This window comes from Microbacterium sp. WCS2018Hpa-23, from assembly GCF_031843845.1.
Lineage (GTDB): Bacteria > Actinomycetota > Actinomycetes > Actinomycetales > Microbacteriaceae > Microbacterium.
Window position 1 is genome coordinate 231,545 of record NZ_JAVTIZ010000001.1, and the last position, 19,097, is coordinate 250,641.

Here is a 19,097-nt window from a genome sequence, read left to right on the forward strand (position 1 = left end):
GCTGAGGTCATGAACTCCACCCCCGACGCCTGGTCGAATGCCGACGCCTACCTCGCAGACCTGCTGGTCGGCCACGATCCAGGGCTCGAGGCTGCTCTGACCGCTCAGCGCGATGCGGGCCTGCCCGAGATCGAGGTCGCACCGGTAGGCGGTAAGTTCCTCCACCTCCTCGCTCGCATCAGTGGCGCTCGCCGCGTTCTGGAGATCGGGACGCTGGGTGGCTACTCGACCATCTGGCTGGCCCGCGCCGTCGGTCCTGACGGCCGCGTCGTCACGGTCGAGGCGGAGGCCGACAACGCCGCCGTGGCGAGGGCGAGCATCGACGCGGCCGGAGTCGGCGACCGCGTGGACATCAGGATCGGACGGGGTGCCGACGTGCTGCCCACGCTCGTCGGCGGGTTCGACCTGGTCTTCATCGACGCCGACAAGGAGTCGAACACGATCTACCTCGACTGGGCAGCGAAGCTCGGGCATCCCGGCACCGTGATCGTTCTCGACAACATCGGTCGTGACGGCGAGATCGTCCGCGAGGACTCCACCGACACGAAAGTGATCGGCACCAGGGACGCGCTGCGGATGCTGGGGGAGGACCCCCGCTTCGACGCCACAGCACTGCAGACGGTGGGGGTCAAGGGGTGGGACGGCGTCGCGCTCGCAGTCGTGGTGTGAACACTCGGGGGCGACCCCGGGGCTCGCGCTCGGGCGGGCTAGACTGGGGCGCGGATCGACGACGCTCCACACACCTTTTCTCTGAGCAAGGAGCACATCAGTGGCACTGATCGAGGCTGTAGGCGCACGCGAGATTCTCGACTCGCGCGGAAACCCGACCGTCGAGGTGGAGGTGCTCCTCGACGACGGCGTCGTCCAGCGGGCCGCCGTCCCGTCCGGTGCATCCACCGGCGCATTCGAGGCGTACGAGCTCCGCGACGGCGACAAGAGCCGTTACGGCGGCAAGGGCGTGCTCAAGGCCGTCGACGCCATCATCGACGAACTCGGCCCGGCGCTCGAAGGCGTCGAGGCCAGCGAGCAGCGGATCGTCGACGAGATCCTGATCGAGACCGACGGCACCGAGAACAAGCAGCGCACCGGCGCGAACGCGATTCTCGGCGTCAGCCTGGCCGTCGCGAAGGCCGCGGCCGACTCGGCCGACCTGCCGCTGTTCCGCTACCTGGGCGGCCCGAACGCGCACGTGCTGCCCGTTCCGCTCTTCAACGTGATCAACGGCGGCGAGCACGCCGACAACGGCATCGACATGCAGGAGTTCTTCCTTGCGCCGATCGGCGCCGAGACCTACTCCGAGGCGCTCCGCTGGGGCGTCGAGACCTACCACGTGCTGCGTGGCGAGCTGAAGGCCGCCGGCTACGCGACCGGCCTCGGCGACGAGGGCGGCTTCGCCCCCGACCTGCCCAGCAACCGCGAGGGCCTCGACTTCCTCGTCAAGGCGATCGAAAAGGCCGGCTTCACGCCGGGCACCGACATCGCGCTGGGCCTCGACGTCGCTGCCACCGAGTTCTTCAAGGACGGCGTCTACCGCCTCGACAACAAGGACTGGACCGGCCCCGAGCTGATCGAGTACTACGAGGGTCTGGTCAAGGACTTCCCGATCGTCACGATCGAGGATGCACTGGCTGAAGACGACTGGGATAACTGGAAGCTCCTCACGGATGCTCTCGGTTCGAAGGTCCAGCTCGTCGGCGATGACCTGTTCGTCACCAACCCGACGCGTCTCGCGGACGGCATCAAGCGCGGCGTCGCCAACTCGCTGCTCGTCAAGGTGAACCAGATCGGAACGCTCACCGAGACGTTCGACGCGGTCAGCCTCGCGCAGCGCTCGGGCTACACGGCGATGCTCTCGCACCGCTCGGGTGAGACCGAGGACACCACGATCGCCGACCTCGTCGTCGCCACGAACGCGGGTCAGATCAAGGCTGGAGCGCCTGCTCGCAGCGAGCGCGTCGCGAAGTACAATCAGCTTCTGCGCATCGAAGAGGAGCTGGGCGATGCAGCGGTCTTCGCCGGACGCTCGGCGTTCCCGCGCTACCAGGGCTGAATGCAGCTGAGACAGACACACGCCGCCTGAGCGGCACGTACGGAGGAGGAGCCGTGGCACGACGACCGGCTCCTCCTTCGGCGTCTCCGGGATCGTCCCGCCCGGCCGCGGCTGCGAAGTCCGCCCCGCGTACCGGGAACTCCCGACCACCGCGTGGAGCGGTGGGCAGGGGAGGTCAGGAGCGACGCGTCGACGTGCGCGAATGGGCATCCGGCATCCGGCTGTCCGCCTTCTCCGTCATCATGCTGTCTCTCGTCGTCCTGGGCGCGTGGGTGCTCGTCCCCACGCTCGGCACCTTCATCGACCAGCGTCAGAAGATCGCCGCTCTCGAGCAGTCGATCCAGGTCTCCGAAGACGAGATCGTCGCGCTCGAGAAGGAGCGCGAGCGCTGGAACGACCCGGCCTACATCACCACCCAGGCGCGCGAGCGCCTCTACTACGTCAAGCCGGGCGAGGTCGTCTACCTGATCGACAACGACCTCGACCCCGCGGCCCTTCCGCAGGAGCAGGGCCCGGTCAGCGACACTCTCGAAGAGACGCCGTCCGACTGGATGGCGCAGTTGCTGCGCACCCTGACCGCCGCCGGACTGAGCGACACTGCCGTGGTCGACCGCTGAACACTGTGGCTCGCGACGCCGCGGCTCCGAGCATCCTCCCCGGCGTCTCCCGTACGCTGGAGGAGTGACCACGCCTCCCTTCGCCGCCCCCACGACCGCCGAGCTCGCCGTGGTGTCGGCCCAGTTGGGGCGTCAGGCGCGAGGCGTCGTCGGCATCGCGGCACGCTGCGTGTGTGGAAACCCCACGGTCGTCGCCACCACGCCCCGACTCCCCGACGGTACGCCGTTCCCCACGTTCTACTACCTGACGCACCCGGCAGCGACCGCGGCGATGTCGACGCTCGAGGCGACGCAGGTCATGCCCGAGCTCGCCGCGCTGCTCGCCGACGATGAAGGCGTCGCGGCAGCGTACCTCGCCGCGCACCAGGCCTACCTGAGCGACCGCGCGCAGTTCGGCGAGGTGAGCGAGATCGACGGGATCTCCGCAGGCGGCATGCCCACGCGCGTCAAGTGCCTCCATGCTCTCGCCGGTCACGCCCTCGCCGCAGGGCGCGGTGTGAATCCGATCGGCGACCTGGCGCTCGAGCGTTCGAGCTGGTCTCCCGAGAAGTGCCGCTGCGACGATCCGGGTGCTGCCGTGCGTGACGCCGAGGCATCGTCGGCATGAGGCCGCGCCGGGTGCTGCGCAACGGCGTCGCGCTGGCGGCCGTCGTGGCATCCGTCCTGCTCCTCGGGGCGGCGGCCACTCCGCCTCCCGTGCCGGACGACCCCGCAGATCCCGTGCGTGCGTCGGAGTACTGGCTCGACGGCGCCGGCATCCGTGACGCCTGGCAGACGACGCGGGGTGACGGGGTGACGATCGCCGTGATCGACACCGGCATCGGCAAGGTGCCCGGGGTCTTCGACGAGGCCGTCATCGGCGGCACGGATGTGTCCGGCACCGGGTCTCCCGACGGGCGCACCCCGGTCGGCGCGATCGACGGCAACCACGGATCCTGGGTGGCCTCTCTCGCCGCGGGTCGTGGTGCCGCCGACGGCAAGGGCATGATCGGCGTCGCTCCGGAGGCGGACCTCCTCTCGATCTCGGTGGGCTTCGGCGCCGCGGCAGCCGTGCCGTTCACCGAGCAGGTCGCGAAGGCGATGCGCTGGGCCGTCGACCACGGCGCCGACATCATCAACCTCTCGTTCACGACCAACACGCTCGACTGGGACCGGAGCTGGGACGACGCGTTCCTCTATGCGTTCGATCACGACGTGGTGGTCGTCGTCGCCGCGGGAAACAGGGGGAGCGGAACCAACATCATCGGCGCCCCCGCGACGATCCCCGGAGTCCTCACCGTGGGCGGCGTCGACCAGACCGGAACAGCGAGCATCGAGGCGTCCACACAGGGCATCACGATCGGCATCGCGGCCCCCAGCGAGGGGCTCCGGGGCGTGTCCGCCGACGGAACGCTCGTGTCCTGGAGCGGAACCAGCGGCGCGGCCCCGATCGTCGCGGGCGTCGCGGCGCTCATCCGCTCGGCGCACCCCGACCTGGATGCCGCCAACGTCATCAACCGCATCATCAAGACGGCGATCCCCGTGCCCGGTGCGGCGAAGCTGCCCGACCCGCTCTACGGCTACGGACTGCTCGACGCCGGGGCCGCGGTCAGCGCCGACGTCGCGAAGGTCGACGAGAACCCGATGGGCGACCTCGCCGAGTGGGTGCGGTTGTATCGAAGGGCCGAGACCGTTCCGGAGCCCGAGCCCACCGTCGCACCGGTCGAGGTGCCGCCGCTTCCTGCAGCCGACGCGCCGACGGATCCCGGTTCACCGCTGCTTCCCAGCGCTGATTCGCTGCGCTACGGTACCCTGCCGCTCATCGCGCTCACAGTCCCTGGTATCCTGGTAGCGCTTGGCGTCACCGCAGCTGCCCGGCGCATCCGATCGGCGAGCGCTCGCACGCCACATCCCTGACTCCCGAGGAGTTGTTCCCCTGTGCCTCAGAACAGCACTGTGCCCAAGATTCTGATCGTCGGTGGAGGCTACGCAGGCTTCTACACGGCGTGGAAGCTGGAGAAGCACCTTCGCAAGGGTGAAGCAGACGTCACCATGGTCGACCCGCTGCCGTACATGACGTACCAGCCGTTCCTTCCCGAGGTGGCCGCCGGGTCGATCGAGGCCCGACACTCGGTGGTCGCGCACCGTCGTCACCTGAAGCGGACGAACGTGCTCACCGCCAAGGTGACCGGCATCAACCACGCCGAGAAGGTCGCGACCATCACGCCGCCGGTGGGTGAGCCCTACGAGTTCGCGTACGACCAGATCGTCGTGACCGCCGGTGCCGTCTCGCGCACGTTCCCGATCCCGGGCATCGCAGACAATGCGATCGGCCTGAAGACGATCGAAGAGGCCGTCGCGATCCGTGACCGCCTGATGTCGAACTTCGACAAGGCCGCGTCGCTTCCGGCAGGACCCGAGCGCGACCGCCTGCTGTCCGTCGTGGTCGTCGGTGGTGGCTTCGCCGGTATCGAGGTCTTCGCCGAGCTGCGTTCGCTGGCCTCGTCGCTCGTGGGCAAGTACCCGCAGATCAGCTTCGAGGACACGCACTTCCACCTCATCGAGGCCATGGGCCGCATCATGCCCGAGGTCTCGCTGCCCACGAGCGAGTGGGTTCTCAAGGACCTCGCCAAGCGCGGTGCCAACGTGCACCTCGACACGCAGCTCACCAGCGCGGTCGACGGCAACGTCGAGCTCTCGACGGGCGAGGTCATCCCGACCGACCTCATCGTCTGGACCGCCGGTGTCATGGCCAACCCGACCGTCGTCCGCGGTGGCGACCTCCCGATCGAAGAGCGTGGTCGCATCCAGACCCGCGCCGACCTGCGGGTCGGCACCCCTGAGGCATTCGTCGAAGGCGCCTGGGCTGCCGGTGACGTCTCGGCCGTCCCCGATCTCTCAGGTGGCGGCGTCGGTGGCTTCTGCGTTCCGAACGCCCAGCACGCCGTGCGTCAGGCGAAGCTCCTCGCGAAGAACCTCGTCGCCGTGCTGCGCGGTGAGGACCCGAAGGAGTACTTCCACAAGAACCTCGGTGCCGTCGCCGGCCTCGGCCTTTACAACGGTGTCTTCCAGTCCGGCAAGATCGCCCTCAAGGGCTTCGTCGCCTGGGTCGCGCACCGTGGTTACCACGGTCTGGCGATGCCCACGTGGGAGCGCAAGTTCCGCGTGGTCTGGGGCTGGTGGAACAACCTGTGGCTCGGCCGCGACCTGGTGAACCTCGAGACGGTGCAGAACCCGCGCTACGTCTTCGAGGAGTTCGCCGCCCGCCCGCGTCCCGCGGCTCCCGCGACCACGGCCCCGGCCGCTCAGGCGACCGCTGCCGATAAGGCGGCAGACGAGAAGCCTGCCGGCCAGAAGACCGCTGCCAAGAAGCCCGCAGCGAAGAAGCCCGCAGCGAAGAAGCCCGCTGTCGAGAAGGCTGCAGAGAAGGCCTCCGAGACGACAGCAGCCAAGTAACGTCTCTTCGCGAACGCCCCGAGTCCTGCGGATTCGGGGCGTTCGCCGTCTCCGGCGCCGAAGGGGCCTCGCACCGGGCTCATAGGAGTGGCCGCTAGGGTCGGTAGAGCAAGGGGAGTACTCCCGTCTGCGGTGGTGTCGTCATTACGGACATGATGTCGTGTCCCGGCCCACCGGCCCGTGAGGGTGGAGGAGACCTGGCGTCCGTATTCGCGGACGACCATGGACCCTCGTCGCACCGCTGTCGGTTCCCGTGGTCGTCCACACGCCACGAAGGAAATCGACACCATGGGAAAACTGACCAAGCTCATCGGCATGGCCGCTCGCGCGCTCGATCTCGACGACGGCGGACGCGACGGACGCAGTGACCAGCGCTCTGCGCAGGCGGCCCCATCGCATGCACACGCGCACCCTGCCGCTCCGCGCCAGACCGTGCACAACCCGTATGCACCGCCTCCCGCGCGTCCGATGGGGCAGGAAGCGACCGCGCCGCGGTCCGTGCGCTCCGGCCGCAGCGCCTCGGTGTCGGATGCCGATCGCGCCGCGATCGCCCGGTACGACTATCTGCTCGAGACGGCCGACCCCCGCAGCGTCGAGCAGATCCACCGCGAGGCGTTCACACGTCTCACCCCCGCGCAGCGTGCACAGGTGCAGGAGCGCATGAACACGGAGCTCTCACCCGGCGAGCGACCCGCGTCATCCTCGATCGATGATCTTGCGCGCGCGGCGGGTCGCACAGAAGCCGCGCGACCCGGGCGCATGCGCGGACTGCTCTCGCGAGTCCCGGGTGGTACCGCGGGAATGGTCGGCGGCGCAGCCGTTGGCGTGCTCGGCGTCGTCGCGATCGGTGCAGTGGGGAGCGCGGTCGCCGGGCCCATCCTCGAACAGGCGGCCGGCCTCGGCGTCGACTTCGACGCCCTCGCTCAGGGCCTCGACGTCGAGGCGATCGCGGGCGGCCTCGGCGGAGAGGAGTTGGCTGGCGCCGCGGAGGGGCTACTCGGATCGGCGGGGGAGACCGTGTCGGGCCTCGGAGACACGGCGAGCGAGTGGGGGCAGCGTCTCGGAGACCTCGGGATCCCCGGCATCGGCGACCTGTTCGGCCGATGAGCGTGACGAGTTCCGTCATCGCCGCCCAGGCGGATCACGGCTTTTCCGGCCTTACCGGTTTCGCAGCTGACGTCCTCACCGCACTCGGCGACGTCGGAGTCGGCGTGCTGGTGTTCGTCGAGGTGCTCATCCCACCCATCCCGAGCGAGGTGATCCTTCCGTTCGCCGGATACCTGAGTCAGAGCGGAGACCTGAATCTCGGATGGCTCATCGTCTGGAGCACCCTCGCGTCGTGGATCGGCGCGCTGCTGCTGTACTGGCTCGGCGCGGCGGTCGGGGTCGAACGAGCCGTGCGATTCCTCGCGGCGACGAAGCTCGTGAGTCGTTCGGACCTCGACCGAGGAGCACAGTGGTTCCTGCACAGCGGAGGATGGACGGTGCTCGTCGGCCGCCTGGTGCCGGGCGTCCGGAGCCTGATCTCGATCCCGGCCGGAGCGACCAGGATGAATCTCGTCCGCTTCAGCCTGTACACGATCGTGGGAAGCGGTCTGTGGAACTCGTTCCTCATCGGGGTCGGCGCCGCCCTCGGCACCCAGCACGAGCAGCTCGAGGGTGTTCTCGGGTACGTTGACTACGTCGTCTACGCGGCGATCGCGATCGCCCTCGGCATACTCCTCGTCCGTCGAGTGCGCGAGGCGCGCGGATCGGAACCCGTGCGGGCGTCTCAGGCTGCTGACCGGCCCGGCGGAGTGCTCGAGTGACAGAGCGCCGGGTGCCCCCGCTGGGACTCGAACCCAGACTGAAGCGATTTTAAGTCGCCTGCCTCTGCCATTGGGCTACGGGGGCGGTCGGCCTTGACTCTGGCTCAGAGTACACGGGGTCAGAGGCGGGCGCCCGTCAGGGGGACGCCCGCCTCTCCAGCATGCGAACTGACCGCCGGCGACCACGGGGAGGCGGGTCGACGGCCGCGGTGCTGCAGACCGCTCCGGAACGGTCCATCAAGCAAGACCTCGATCCAGTAGGAACGTGACGGTGTCCTCCCGAGAATCTCAAAGACGGCCCGCCCCATCTCCGCGAGGACGCGGAAGAGGGACGGGCGTCTCGGCGCCCGTCCCTCTCTCGATGCTGCCGAGACAGCATCGCACCCCCGGCAACCGACCGAACACGGCCGGTGAGTCCGTCTGAACGACGTCCCCGCAGGTTAAGACGATGATCGTGCACGTTCATGACGTCGCTGCGGGCTAATGTATCGGGATTCTTGTTACGCCCCTGGGCGAACTGCTCCGTGCGACTCGATTCCAGAAAGAATGAATCCGAGTTCGTTCACGCCGTAGGGTGGGGGAGTGCTCGACCTCACCGCCGATCTGAGCCCTGAAAAGGGACCCACCGCCGTCTCCCCCGAGTGGCAGGACCCGTCGCGATTCTGGCCGCGCCTCTCCGCGGCCACCGGTCACCTACCTGCTCCCGTGGCGGTGATCGATCGCGAGGCTCTGCGGCACAACGCCATGGACCTGCTTGTCCGCGCAGGAGGGCTGCCGATCCGCGTCGCCTCGAAGTCCGTGCGCGTGCGCTCGGTGCTCGATGCGGTGCTGAAACTTCCCGGCTACCGGGGGATCCTGGCGTTCACCCTCGCCGAAGCGCTGTGGCTCGCAGAGACCCACGATGACATCGTCCTCGGCTACCCGACTGTCGACCGTGCAGGCCTCGCCCAGCTCTTCCAGTCCGAGGAAGCCGCCCGTCGCATCACTCTGATGGTCGACGACTCCGCGCATCTCGACATCATCGACAGCGTCGCTCCCGCCGGAAGCCGCCCCGACATCCGGGTGGCCGTCGATGCCGACGCATCGCTTCGTTCCGCTGCACTCGGTCACATCGGGGTGCGCCGGTCGGGCCTGTTCACCGCTGGGGAAGTCGCCGCATTCGCTCGCACGATCGTCCGCCGCCCGGGCTTCACGCTGGTCGGGCTGCAGATGTACGAGGCGCAGATCGCGGGTCAGGGCGACAACGCCGGGGCGGATGCTCCGGTCATTCGACTCGTCCAGGCGCGTTCGCGCGCGGAACTGCGCGAGCGGCGAGCGGCCATCGTCGGAGCGCTCACCGATATCGCACACCTCGAGTTCCTCAACGGCGGCGGTACCGGTTCGCTCGAGTTCACCGGCAGCGACGAGTCTCTGACCGAGGCGAGCGCGGGCAGCGGACTGCTGGGCGGCCACCTCTTCGACCACTACCGCTCGTTTCGCCCGGCCCCGGCGTCCGCTTTCGCGTTCGATGTGGTGCGGCGACCGACCGCCGACATCGCGACGGTGCTCGGCGGCGGATGGATCGCATCCGGACCCGCGCTGGCGTCGCGTCAACCTCTTCCCGTGTGGCCGCAGGGACTGCGCACGCTCCCGCGTGAAGCTGCGGGAGAGGTGCAGACGCCGTTGCAGGGGCGCGAGGCCGCGCGACTGGGCGTCGGAGACCGCGTCTGGTTCCGGCACTCGAAGAGTGGTGAACCCGCCGAGCGCATCCTCAGTTATCAGCTCGTCTCCGGCGACGAGATCATCGACGAGCTGCCGACGTACCGCGGCGAAGGAAAGGCGTTCCTGTGACGAGGATCGGTGGCACCTGGCAGAACTGGGGGCGATCGGCGCAGGTGAAACCACTCCGCGTGGAGCGCCCTCGGACGCCGGAAGGGGTGCAGCGCGCCGTCAAGGCGGCCGTCGCCCAAGGCCTCACGATCAAGGCGGTCGGCGCCGGCCACAGCTTCACCGGAATCGCCGTGGCACCGGGTGTGCTGCTCGAGCTCGACGACCTCCAGGGGCTGGTGTCGGCCGACGCGGCCACCGGGCGGGTCACGCTGCTCGCGGGCACGCGGCTGCACCGCATCCCCGGCCTGCTCGCGCCGTTCGGGCTGGCGATGGAGAACCTCGGCGATATCGATCGACAGTCCATCTCCGGTGCGATCTCGACGGGGACGCACGGCACCGGCGCCGGGTTCGGCGGACTCGCGACGCAGGTGGTGGGTGCCACGCTGGTCACGGCGGGAGGGGAGTTCCTGCGCATCGACGCGGAGCAGAACGCCGAGATGCTGCCCGCCGTGGCGCTGGGCCTCGGTGCGCTCGGCATCATCGTCGACGTCACGCTCCAATGCGTGCCCGTGTTCGTGATGAAGGCGATCGATGAGCCCGCGCCGCTTGACGACGTGCTCGCGACCCTCGCTCACCGTGTCGCAGCGTCGGATCACTACGAGTTCTACTGGTTCCCGCACACCGACGTCGCCCTGACCAAACGCCAGACCCGCGTGCCGGAGTCGACGAGGCGACAGCCTCTCCCGGTGCTGGGCCGGTGGATCGATGAGACCCTGCTGTCGAACGGCGTGTACCGAGCAGTGTGCGCGGCAGGGCAGGTCGTGCCCGCTGTCACTCCGCCGTTCAGTCGTCTCGCGGTGAAGCTGACGGGCGACCGCAAGTACACCGACCTGTCCCACCGAGTGCTCACGCAGAGCCGCACCGTGCGGTTCCGCGAGATGGAGTACGCGCTGCCCGCCGCGAATGTGGTTCCCGCCTTCCGTGCCGTGCGTGCGCTCATCGAGAAACGCGGGTGGCGGATCGAGTTCCCGATCGAGGTGCGGTTCGCGGCGGAGGACGACCGGTGGCTCTCGACCGCGTACGGGAGAGCGACCGGATACATCGCCGTGCACCGGTACTGGCGAGCCGACCCGACGACGTACTTCGAGGCCGTGGAGCAGATCATGCTCGAGCACGGCGGGCGCCCGCACTGGGGCAAGCTGCACACTCTGGGCTCGGAACAGCTGCGCGACCGGTATCCGCGGTTCGGTGACTTCACGGCGCTTCGGGATCAGCTCGATCCCGATCGTCGGTTCACGAACCGGTACCTGGATCGCGTGCTCGGTGAATGATCCGGATCGCCGCCGACCGTGCGGCGCCGCACCCAGTCGACGCGCAGACTGCGCCGATAGGATGAGACAAACACGAGGAAGGGTGGGCCTCTGATGGAATGGCTCGTGCCGGTACTGATCGTCGTCGGTGTGATTCTGCTCATCGGAATCTACCTGTGGGCGACCTACAACTCGCTGGTGCAGCTGAATGTGCGCGTCGACGAGGCATGGAGCGGCATCACCGTGCAACTCAAGCGCAGAGCTGACCTGATACCCAACCTCATCGAGACGGTGAAGGGCTACGCCTCGCACGAGAAGGCGGTGTTCGAGAACGTCACGCGTGCGCGCGCCGAGACGCTGTCTGCCGGGAGCCCCGGTGAAGCGGGAATCGCAGAAGGGCACCTGCAGCAGGCCCTTCGCAGCCTCTTCGCCGTCGCCGAGGCGTATCCGCAGCTGCAGGCGAGCCAGAACTTCCTGCAGGTGCAGCAGGCCCTGGTCGACACCGAGGACAAGATCCAGGCTGCCCGTCGGTTCTACAACGGCGGCGTCCGCGAGTTGAACACGAAGATCAAGGTCTTCCCCAACAACCTGTTCGCCAAGGGGCTGGGATTCACCGAGCGTGAGTTCTTCGAGGTCGCGGACAGCGGTGCGATCTCCGAACCGCCACGCGTGCAGTTCTGACGTCAGAAGGCCCGATGCGCACCGCCGCATCGGGCCTTCTGCGTACCCGGGCGGGGCGGCATGCTGTGCGTCACCAGACGTCGAGATCGACCCGGTCGTCGTGGACCGCGAGGTCGCCGCGAACGCTCCACGATTCGGTGCGATAGGTCTCGGTTCTCGCGGCTCCGTTCTGCCCGGTTCCAGAGACCGTCGCGACCAGAACTCCGCCGTCAGCGACGAATCCGTCGTCGGTCAGCTCCAGCACGGGCATCCGATCGATCCGGAAGCGCACGCTGTCGACCGCCGCGAACTCCGTACCCCAGGGGATCCGGATGCCGCACTTTTCGGGGACGGCGCCGCCTGCGACCTCTTTCGCCGTGCAGCTCTCGAGATGCTCGTCGAGCTGCTGCTGCGCGAGCGACTGTGCGTCGGCGACGGGTGCGACGGTAGCGGTGGGTGATGCCTGAGATGACGGACGGACGCTCGATGACTGCCACAGCCACACCGCTGCCACGGCGATGACGAGGGCGGCGACGCCTCCGCCGATCGTCCACGCGAGGCGACGTGTCATGGCGTGGCTTCCCTGGCGTGCACGTGCCGCCGGACAGAGGCCCCCGGATGGCCGGAGAGGGCGTCGTGCAGGCTCTCGGCGGCGGTGCCCCACCCCGATACGGAGATGTGGGCGAGCCCCTGCCATGACGCGGCGAGTGCCAGCTCGGCCGCGATCCGCTCTGCATCTTCATGCGGCCTGGCCTGCGGCTCCCACCAGGCCGACTGCACCTGCAGGGTCGAACTCGCCCGATCGGACTTCAGGTCGACCCTGGCGACGATCCGGTCGCCGACGAGCACCGGCAGGGAGTAGTAGCCGTACCGCCGCTTCTCGGCGGGGACGTAGATCTCGATGCGGTAGTCGAGGTCGAAGGCCCGCAGCGCCCGGTCGCGGAACCACACGACGGGATCGAAGGGTGTCAGCAGTGCCGCAGCATCGACCTTTCGCGGGAGCGCGGCCTCGTGGTGGCGCCAGGTGGGGAGTGGGCGCCCGGCGCGCTCCCAGCCCCGCACTGCGACCGGGAGGAGCTCCCCGGCATCGACGAGGTCGGCGATGGACTGCGACACCGCCGCACGATCGCGGATGCGGTGGTAGTCGGCGAGATCGGACTGCGTCGCGACTCCGGAGGATCGTGCCGCGCGGCGCGTGAGCTCGCGGATCGCCTGGTCGCGGGGGACCTTTTGAGAGAGAACGGAATCAGGGATCACGTGCTCGGCGAGCGCATAGCTGCGCTCGAATCCCTTGCGGCCGCTGATCGCCACGTCGCCCGTGCGCCACAGGTGCTCGAGGGCGAGCTTCACGTCGTCCCAATCCCACCAGGTGCCGCGCTCTCGAGGAGCGTCGGCTCTGAGGTCGGCGGGGCGCAGCGGGCCACGATCCCGCAGCTCGTCCTGCACCCAGCGCAGAGTGCGGGCGTTGTTGGTCATCCAGGAGTCCGGCCCCGCCCAGCGCGCACGGAAGTCATCCATGCGGAACCGCCAGAGCGGCCAATCTTCGACCGGTATGAACGTCGCCTCGTGGGCCATGTACTCGACGTAGTGGGTCGTGCGCGAGTGGAACACCCGGTCCAGCAGCGCGGGGTCATATGAACCCAGACGCGAGAACAGCGGCAGGTAATGCGAGCGGGCGAACACGTTGACCGAGTCGATCTGCAGCACGCCGAGCCGATCCATCACGCGATGCACGTGCCGAGCCGCCACCGAACTCGGGCGGGCGCGGGTGAATCCCTGCGCGGCCAGCGCGATTCGACGCGCCTGGGCGGAGCTGAGAGTGTCGGTCACGTCGTCAGCGTATCGCCGGTGTCGGACATCGTGACCGTCGTCATGCCGCCCACGGCAGCGCCGTAGACTTGGGCGATGAGCGAAGAGCAGCGTCCGCGGCTGAGGGATCTCTTCCGTCCGCGCCCGGTGGTGACCGATCGCGTTCCGGCCGCCGACGCCGATGCGTCGGTGCCAGTCGGTCTGCGTGTCACCGCGGCGTACGCGTGGCGGGTGCTGCTGATAGCCGCGGTCGTCGCCGGCTTCATCTGGCTCGTGATCGAGCTCAAGCTCCTCGTCATCCCGCTGATGGTCGGCATCCTGATCACCGCGCTGCTCTGGCCGGGGTTCCAGTGGATGCTGCGCCACCGCGTCCCGCGGTGGCTCGCCGTCGCCCTCTCGATCATCGGCACGCTGGCGATCGTGTCGTTGCTGCTGTGGCTCGTGATCTGGCAGATCCGTGCGCAGCTCCCCGATGTCCAGGCGCGCAGCTCCCAAGCCGTCGATGAGTTCCGCACGTTCCTGCTCGACGGCCCGCTGCACCTGAGCGAATCGCAGATCCAGGGGTGGATCGATCAGGGCCTGCAGATCATCAACGAGCAGACTCAGGCGCTGCTCAACGGCGCCCTCGCTGTCGGCACCACGGCCGCGCATGTCGTGACCGGCGCCGTTCTCTCGCTCTTCATCCTCATCTGCCTGCTCGCCGACGGGCGTGGCATCTGGAGGTGGACGCTGCGTCTCTTCCCGCGCGCCGCACGCCCCGCCGCCGACGCCGCCGCGAGCAACGGGTTCGCCACGATCGTCAATTACGCGCGCACGCAGATGCTCGTGGCGGCGATCGACGCGGTCGGCATCGGAGTCGGCGCCGCACTCCTCGGCGTCCCGCTCGCGATTCCCGTGGCGGTGCTCGTCTTCCTCGGCTCGTTCATCCCGATCGTGGGTGCCGTCGTGACCGGCGCGATCGCCGTGCTGCTCGCGCTCGTCTACAACGGCCCCTGGATCGCACTCGCCATGCTGGCCGTGGTGCTCGGAGTGCAGCAGCTCGAGGGCCACATCCTGCAGCCGATCCTGATGGGGTCGGCCGTGAAGGTGCATCCGCTCGCCGTCGTGCTAGTCGTCGCCGGCGGCTCGATGGTCGGCGGCATCCCCGGCGCGCTGTTCGCTGTGCCGCTCGCGGCGTTCGTCAACGTCGCAGCCGTCACCGTCAGCACCGGGTCGTGGCGCACCGGTGACCAACCCGACGCAGACCTTATCTGGAGTACAGTTCCGCGCGAGCGGAGACGGAGGAATCGATGAGCGCAGTCCCCAGCCTGACCGAGTTCGAGAGCGCCGCTCAGAGTCTGGCTGAGGTGATCACGCGAACGCCGACGTTGCCCTCGCGCGCGCTGTCGGATGTCCTCGGAGCGCCGGTCGTGCTCAAGATGGAGAACCTGCAGCGAACGGGGTCCTTCAAGATCCGGGGATCCGCATATCGTCTGTCCCAGCTGAGTGCCGAAGAGCGCGCACGCGGGGTGGTCGCGGCCTCCGCCGGAAATCACGCGCAGGGCGTCGCCCTCGCGGCGCAGACCCTCGGAATCCCGGCGACCATCTTCGTGCCGATCGGCATCCCGGTGCCCAAGCTGCTGGCGACCAGGAGCTACGGCGCCGAGGTCGTGCTCGAGGGAGAGACCGTCGCGACCTCGCTGCGGCTCGCCGCCGAGTTCGCCGAGCGCACGGGAGCGGTGATCATTCATCCGTTCGACCACCGCGATGTCGTCATCGGGCAGGGCACGCTCGGACTCGAGCTGCTCGAGGACGCCCCAGACGTCGACACGATCGTGCTGGGCATCGGCGGGGGAGGCCTCATCGCCGGTGTCGCCGCCGCGGTGAAGGCGAAGGCGGCCGAGCTGGGCCGCACCGTCCGCATCATCGGCGTCCAGGCCGAGAATGCCGCGGCGATGCTTCCCTCACTCGAAGCGGGATTCCCGGTCGACATCGAGACGAAGCCCACGATCGCTGACGGCATCCTGGTCGCGCGCCCCGGCGCGATCCCGTTCGAGATCATCAAGGACCTCGTCGACGAGGTCGTCACCGTGACGGACGACGACCTCGCACGCGCCATCCTCGTGCTCCTCGAACAGTCCAAGGTGATCGCGGAGCCCGCGGGTGCCGTGGGAGTCGCCGCGATTCTCGCCGGCAAGGTGAAGGCCAGCGGCAAGACCATGGCTGTCGTCTCCGGGGGCAACATCGACCCGCTGCTGCTGCAGCGCGTGGTCTCGCACGGTCTCGCGGCATCCGGCAGGTATCTGACGATCCGCATCCCGCTGCCTGACCGCCCCGGCCAGCTCGCGCGCGTGTCCGAGCTGATCGCCGAGGCGGGAGCCAACGTGATCGAGGCCATGCACACCCGCCACGGCCACGGACTGCAGATCAGCGAGGTGTTCCTCGAGCTCAGCGTCGAGACGCGCGGTGCCGAGCACTCCGAGCACACGCTCGACACGCTGCGTCGGGCGGGCTTCCACCCGATGATCGTCCCGGACTGAGCACCCGAGCACCTGAGCACCCGAGCATACGAAGAGGCCCCGTCCGACCGGACGGGGCCTCTTCGTATGACGGGCGCGATCGCCCTGGCTGGGGTGTCAGCCGGTGTAGGTCTCGACGTTGACGATCTCGACGGCGATGGAGCGACCGTTCGGAGCCTCGTACGACGACTTCTCGCCGACCTTGAGGCCGAGGATCGCCTGCCCGAGCGGGCTGGCCTCGCTGTACACGTCGAGGTCGCTGCCGCCGGCCGCGATCTCGCGGCTGCCGAGGAGGAAGACCTCTTCGCCTCCCGCGACCACCGCGGTGACCACGGTGCCCGGCTCGACGATGCCGCGGCTGGCAGGAGCCTCGCCGACCTTCGCGGTCTTGAGCAGGTTCTCCAGCGTGCGGATGCGCGCCTCCTGCTTGCCCTGCTCGTCCTTGGCCGCGTGGTAGCCGCCGTTCTCCTTGAGGTCGCCCTCTTCGCGGGCCGCTTCGATGCGCTTGGCGATCTCGTCGCGTCCCGTCGTGGACAGGTGTTCCAGCTCGGAGACGAGCCGGTCGTATGCTTCCTGCGTGAGGAAGGGAACCTGAGCGTCAGTAGACATGACGAAGCTCCTTCGGTAGGTACCCGCCGACGATCCGCGGGGGATATGCCAAGACGCCCCGGCAGGTTGCCAGGGCGTCGTCTTGCTGCGACGAGTCTAGGCGACCCAGCAGCTGTTCACCAAACCTGTCGTCGCGGCCGAGACCGTGGGAACGGTGGCCGAGAGGGCTTGGGAATGGGTGTCGCCGGCGGGGATCTCGACGACCTTCCACCCGACGACGCCGAACTCCTCGTCGAGCGCTTCGACGACGCAGGCCACGTCCTTGCCCTGCACTCCTGTGATCTGGAACCGCACGTTGACAGTGTGCTCGTCGACAAGATCGAAACCGAGATCGTCAGAGTCGACCGCGTTCATCTGGGTGGTCACCGTCATCCATCCGAAGGCCCCGACGAGCAGGACGGCGATCGCGATGACCACGATCCACGGGCCTCGTCGCCGGCGGGTGCGGCCGTATCGGTCGTCGAGCTGTTCTGCGGTTGTCACGGGGTGGCGCTTCCGGTCGTTAGGCTGGTAACTCCAGGTTATGCGACCTGCGCATGAAAGGCCGACTCCGTGCTTGCTCTGACCGAGACCCCGATGCCGACGCCCTCGATGACGGTCGACCCCCAGCTGGTCACGCCCGGCTTCGTCGGCTTCGCCGCCGTGGTGATCATCCTGGTCGCCGTGATCCTCCTGATCCTCGACATGAACCGACGGATCCGCCGCGTCCGATACCGGGAAGAGGTCAGAGAAGAGCTCGACGCCGAAGAGGCCGCTCTCCAAGCGGATGAGGCGACCGAGACCGATGCCGACCTGCCGATCGTCCGCGAGGGCGACGACGATCCCGACAAGCGCTGATCAGCCACTGAGCCGCTCAGGCTCGGTCAGGCTCCGAGCGACGGCGACAGCGGCGCCAGGGCGATGAGCAGGCACGCTGTCCAGTGGCACAGGAACGCCAGCACCGTGCACACGTGGAAGATCTCGTGGAAGCCGAAATGGCCGGGCCACGGGTTGGGCTTCTTGAGCGCGTAGACGATCGCCCCGCCCGTGTACAGCAGGCCGCCGACGATGACGAGCACCATCATCGCTGCATTCGCGACGAGCAGGTCGGCCATGTACATCACGGCCGCCCAGCCGAGCACGAGGTACAGCGCGACGTAGAGCCAGCGCGGAGCGTTGATCCAGAACACCCGGAAGAGGATGCCGAGCAGTGCGCCGCTCCAGACGAGCACGAGGAGCAGTGCACCTTTCTCGGGCGGCAGGGCGAGCACGGCCAGCGGGGTGTACGTGCCGGCGATGAGCAGCAGGATGTTCGCGTGGTCGATCCGCTTGAGGACGACCTTGACCTTCGGGCTCCAGTCGAATCGGTGGTAGAGCGCGGAGTTGCCGAAGAGCAGCAGCGACGTTGCCATGAATACCGCGGCCGCCCATTTCGCCGCGCCGCCCTGGGCGACGATGATCAGCACCACGCCGCAGACGATCGCGATCGGGAAGGTGGCCGCGTGGATCCAGCCTCGCCACGTGGGCTTGATCTCTACCGCCGCATCGTGCGCCGCCTCCTCCAGAAGGGGCAGCTGGGGGACGTCAGGTACCGAGGAGTCGGGAGTGCTCACGCTCTCACTCTATGCGGGCCGCCATTCCACCACGCGTACATATCCTGAGCGTGAGCCCACTGTCGCTCGGGCCCCGGCACGATAGCGTAGGGAGGTGATGTCACGTGATGGTCAGGGGCGGGGGCCGCTGTACCGGCTCTACACCAGCAGGCTGCGCCGCCACCTCGACCCGGCGTCCGTTCCGCACCACGTCGCGATGATGATCGACGGCAATCGGCGGTGGGCCCGACAGCTCGGATACGAGACCCCGGCGGAGGGGCATCGGGCAGGCGCCGCCAAGATGCGGGAGTTCCTCGGATGGTGCGACGAGCTCGGCGTCCGTGTCGTCTCGCTGTATCTGCTCTCCAGCGACAATCTGCTCAAGCGCGACTCCGCAGAGCTGGCCGACCTCATCGAGATCATCGCCGAGCTCGCCGAGGCGCTGTCGCAGGAGCCGAACTGGCGGGTCAAGCACGTCGGACGATCTGACATCCTGCCGCCGGAGCTCGCCAGGGTGCTGGACGACGCGCAGGAGCGCACGCGCGATCACACCGGACTCCATGTGAACCTCGCGGTCGGTTACGGCGGACGCAACGAGATCGTCGACGCGGTGCGCAGCATCGTCACGTCGCACCAGGCCTCGGGCGGAACCATCGAGGATCTCGCCGCGCACCTCACTCCCGAGATGATCGGAGAGCACCTCTACACGGGCGGGCAGCCCGATCCCGATCTCGTCATCCGCACGAGCGGTGAGCAGCGCCTGAGCGACTTCCTGCTCTGGCAGAGCGCGCACAGCGAGTTCTACTTCGTCGAGGCCCTCGGTCCGGATCTCCGCCAGGTCGACTTCCTGCGAGCGATCCGCGACTTCGCCGACCGCGATCGGCGCTTCGGGCGCTGATCCGAGGCGTTCTGCACCGCCGT

The 19,097-nt window shown here is 68.5% G+C and carries 20 protein-coding genes and 1 tRNA gene; 15 read left to right on the forward strand and 6 right to left on the reverse strand.

All coding sequences use genetic code 11. From position 1 onward, the window contains the following. Window positions 1-9: 9 nt before the first annotated feature. From RQG77_RS01035 to RQG77_RS01070, 8 genes are all read left to right on the forward strand, one after another. Window positions 10-669: an O-methyltransferase gene (locus tag RQG77_RS01035; protein WP_311243037.1), complete on the forward strand. Its 660-nt coding sequence runs from the start codon at window positions 10-12 to the stop codon at window positions 667-669. 100 nt (window positions 670-769) lie between these two features. Then, complete coding sequence (eno, locus tag RQG77_RS01040; protein ID WP_056308775.1) at window positions 770-2,050, forward strand: phosphopyruvate hydratase; 1,281 nt, start codon at window positions 770-772, stop codon at window positions 2,048-2,050. Between the two features lie 161 nt (window positions 2,051-2,211). Beyond that, window positions 2,212-2,667, forward strand: coding sequence for a septum formation initiator family protein (locus tag RQG77_RS01045; protein ID WP_311243038.1), 456 nt, complete (start codon window positions 2,212-2,214; stop codon window positions 2,665-2,667). A gap of 64 nt (window positions 2,668-2,731) precedes the next feature. After that, complete coding sequence (locus RQG77_RS01050; RefSeq protein WP_311243039.1) at window positions 2,732-3,274, forward strand: DUF501 domain-containing protein; 543 nt, start codon at window positions 2,732-2,734, stop codon at window positions 3,272-3,274. After that, window positions 3,271-4,563: a S8 family serine peptidase gene (locus RQG77_RS01055; RefSeq protein ID WP_311243040.1), complete on the forward strand. Its 1,293-nt coding sequence runs from the start codon at window positions 3,271-3,273 to the stop codon at window positions 4,561-4,563. The genes RQG77_RS01050 and RQG77_RS01055 overlap by 4 nt, the downstream gene beginning before the upstream one ends. Window positions 4,564-4,602: 39 nt before the next feature. Continuing rightward, window positions 4,603-6,102 carry an FAD-dependent oxidoreductase gene (locus tag RQG77_RS01060; RefSeq protein ID WP_311243041.1) on the forward strand — a complete coding sequence of 500 codons (1,500 nt, stop codon included), beginning with the start codon at window positions 4,603-4,605 and terminating at the stop codon, window positions 6,100-6,102. Window positions 6,103-6,390: 288 nt separating this feature from the next. Continuing rightward, window positions 6,391-7,209, forward strand: coding sequence for a cation-transporting ATPase (locus tag RQG77_RS01065; protein WP_311243042.1), 819 nt, complete (start codon window positions 6,391-6,393; stop codon window positions 7,207-7,209). 2 nt (window positions 7,210-7,211) lie between these two features. Beyond that, window positions 7,212-7,910, forward strand: coding sequence for a DedA family protein (locus RQG77_RS01070; RefSeq protein WP_396653371.1), 699 nt, complete (start codon window positions 7,212-7,214; stop codon window positions 7,908-7,910). 12 nt (window positions 7,911-7,922) lie between these two features. Here the strand turns inward: RQG77_RS01070 and RQG77_RS01075 are convergent. Beyond that, window positions 7,923-7,995 (reverse strand) — tRNA-Leu (locus tag RQG77_RS01075). A 497-nt stretch (window positions 7,996-8,492) separates the two neighbouring features. On the opposite strand from RQG77_RS01075, the gene RQG77_RS01080 reads away from it, so the two are divergent. The 3 genes from RQG77_RS01080 to RQG77_RS01090 all read left to right on the forward strand — a co-directional run bounded on the left by RQG77_RS01080 (window position 8,493) and on the right by RQG77_RS01090 (window position 11,710). Beyond that, window positions 8,493-9,740, forward strand: a complete 1,248-nt coding sequence (locus RQG77_RS01080) for an alanine racemase (protein ID WP_311243044.1) — start codon at window positions 8,493-8,495, stop codon at window positions 9,738-9,740. Continuing rightward, a complete protein-coding gene (locus tag RQG77_RS01085; RefSeq protein WP_311243045.1) occupies window positions 9,737-11,050 on the forward strand; it encodes a D-arabinono-1,4-lactone oxidase in 1,314 nt (437 codons plus the stop codon). The genes RQG77_RS01080 and RQG77_RS01085 overlap by 4 nt, the downstream gene beginning before the upstream one ends. A gap of 93 nt (window positions 11,051-11,143) precedes the next feature. Further along, window positions 11,144-11,710, forward strand: a complete 567-nt coding sequence (locus RQG77_RS01090) for a LemA family protein (protein WP_042542063.1) — start codon at window positions 11,144-11,146, stop codon at window positions 11,708-11,710. A 70-nt stretch (window positions 11,711-11,780) separates the two neighbouring features. On the opposite strand, the gene RQG77_RS01095 is transcribed toward RQG77_RS01090, so the two are convergent. After that, window positions 11,781-12,260 (reverse strand): hypothetical protein, encoded by a 480-nt coding sequence (locus tag RQG77_RS01095; protein ID WP_311243046.1) that lies wholly within the window; start codon window positions 12,258-12,260, stop codon window positions 11,781-11,783. Beyond that, complete coding sequence (locus RQG77_RS01100) at window positions 12,257-13,519, reverse strand: DNA glycosylase AlkZ-like family protein (RefSeq protein ID WP_311243047.1); 1,263 nt, start codon at window positions 13,517-13,519, stop codon at window positions 12,257-12,259. Before RQG77_RS01100 ends, RQG77_RS01095 begins: the two co-directional genes overlap by 4 nt. Before the next feature lie 75 nt (window positions 13,520-13,594). Between RQG77_RS01100 and RQG77_RS01105 the strand changes: the two genes are divergently transcribed. Both RQG77_RS01105 and ilvA read left to right on the forward strand, forming a co-directional pair. Further along, a complete protein-coding gene (locus RQG77_RS01105) occupies window positions 13,595-14,791 on the forward strand; it encodes an AI-2E family transporter (protein WP_311243048.1) in 1,197 nt (398 codons plus the stop codon). After that, entirely contained in the window at window positions 14,788-16,017 is a 1,230-nt protein-coding gene (ilvA, locus tag RQG77_RS01110) for a threonine ammonia-lyase (RefSeq protein WP_311243049.1), read from the forward strand. The genes RQG77_RS01105 and ilvA overlap by 4 nt, the downstream gene beginning before the upstream one ends. Window positions 16,018-16,113: 96 nt before the next feature. Here ilvA and greA read toward each other — a convergent pair whose 3' ends face one another. Together greA and RQG77_RS01120 are read right to left on the reverse strand one after the other, a co-directional pair. Next, window positions 16,114-16,605, reverse strand: a complete 492-nt coding sequence (gene greA / locus RQG77_RS01115; RefSeq protein WP_056308754.1) for a transcription elongation factor GreA — start codon at window positions 16,603-16,605, stop codon at window positions 16,114-16,116. Window positions 16,606-16,701: 96 nt separating this feature from the next. Next, window positions 16,702-17,088 carry a DUF4307 domain-containing protein gene (locus tag RQG77_RS01120; RefSeq protein ID WP_056308752.1) on the reverse strand — a complete coding sequence of 129 codons (387 nt, stop codon included), beginning with the start codon at window positions 17,086-17,088 and terminating at the stop codon, window positions 16,702-16,704. A 69-nt stretch (window positions 17,089-17,157) separates the two neighbouring features. On the opposite strand from RQG77_RS01120, the gene RQG77_RS01125 reads away from it, so the two are divergent. After that, window positions 17,158-17,442 carry a hypothetical protein gene (locus RQG77_RS01125; protein ID WP_311243050.1) on the forward strand — a complete coding sequence of 95 codons (285 nt, stop codon included), beginning with the start codon at window positions 17,158-17,160 and terminating at the stop codon, window positions 17,440-17,442. A gap of 26 nt (window positions 17,443-17,468) precedes the next feature. Here the strand turns inward: RQG77_RS01125 and RQG77_RS01130 are convergent, their stop codons facing one another. Further along, window positions 17,469-18,197 (reverse strand): hemolysin III family protein, encoded by a 729-nt coding sequence (locus RQG77_RS01130; protein ID WP_311243051.1) that lies wholly within the window; start codon window positions 18,195-18,197, stop codon window positions 17,469-17,471. 97 nt (window positions 18,198-18,294) lie between these two features. On the opposite strand from RQG77_RS01130, the gene RQG77_RS01135 reads away from it, so the two are divergent. Further along, window positions 18,295-19,074, forward strand: a complete 780-nt coding sequence (locus RQG77_RS01135; protein WP_056508681.1) for an isoprenyl transferase — start codon at window positions 18,295-18,297, stop codon at window positions 19,072-19,074. Window positions 19,075-19,097: the final 23 nt, after the last annotated feature.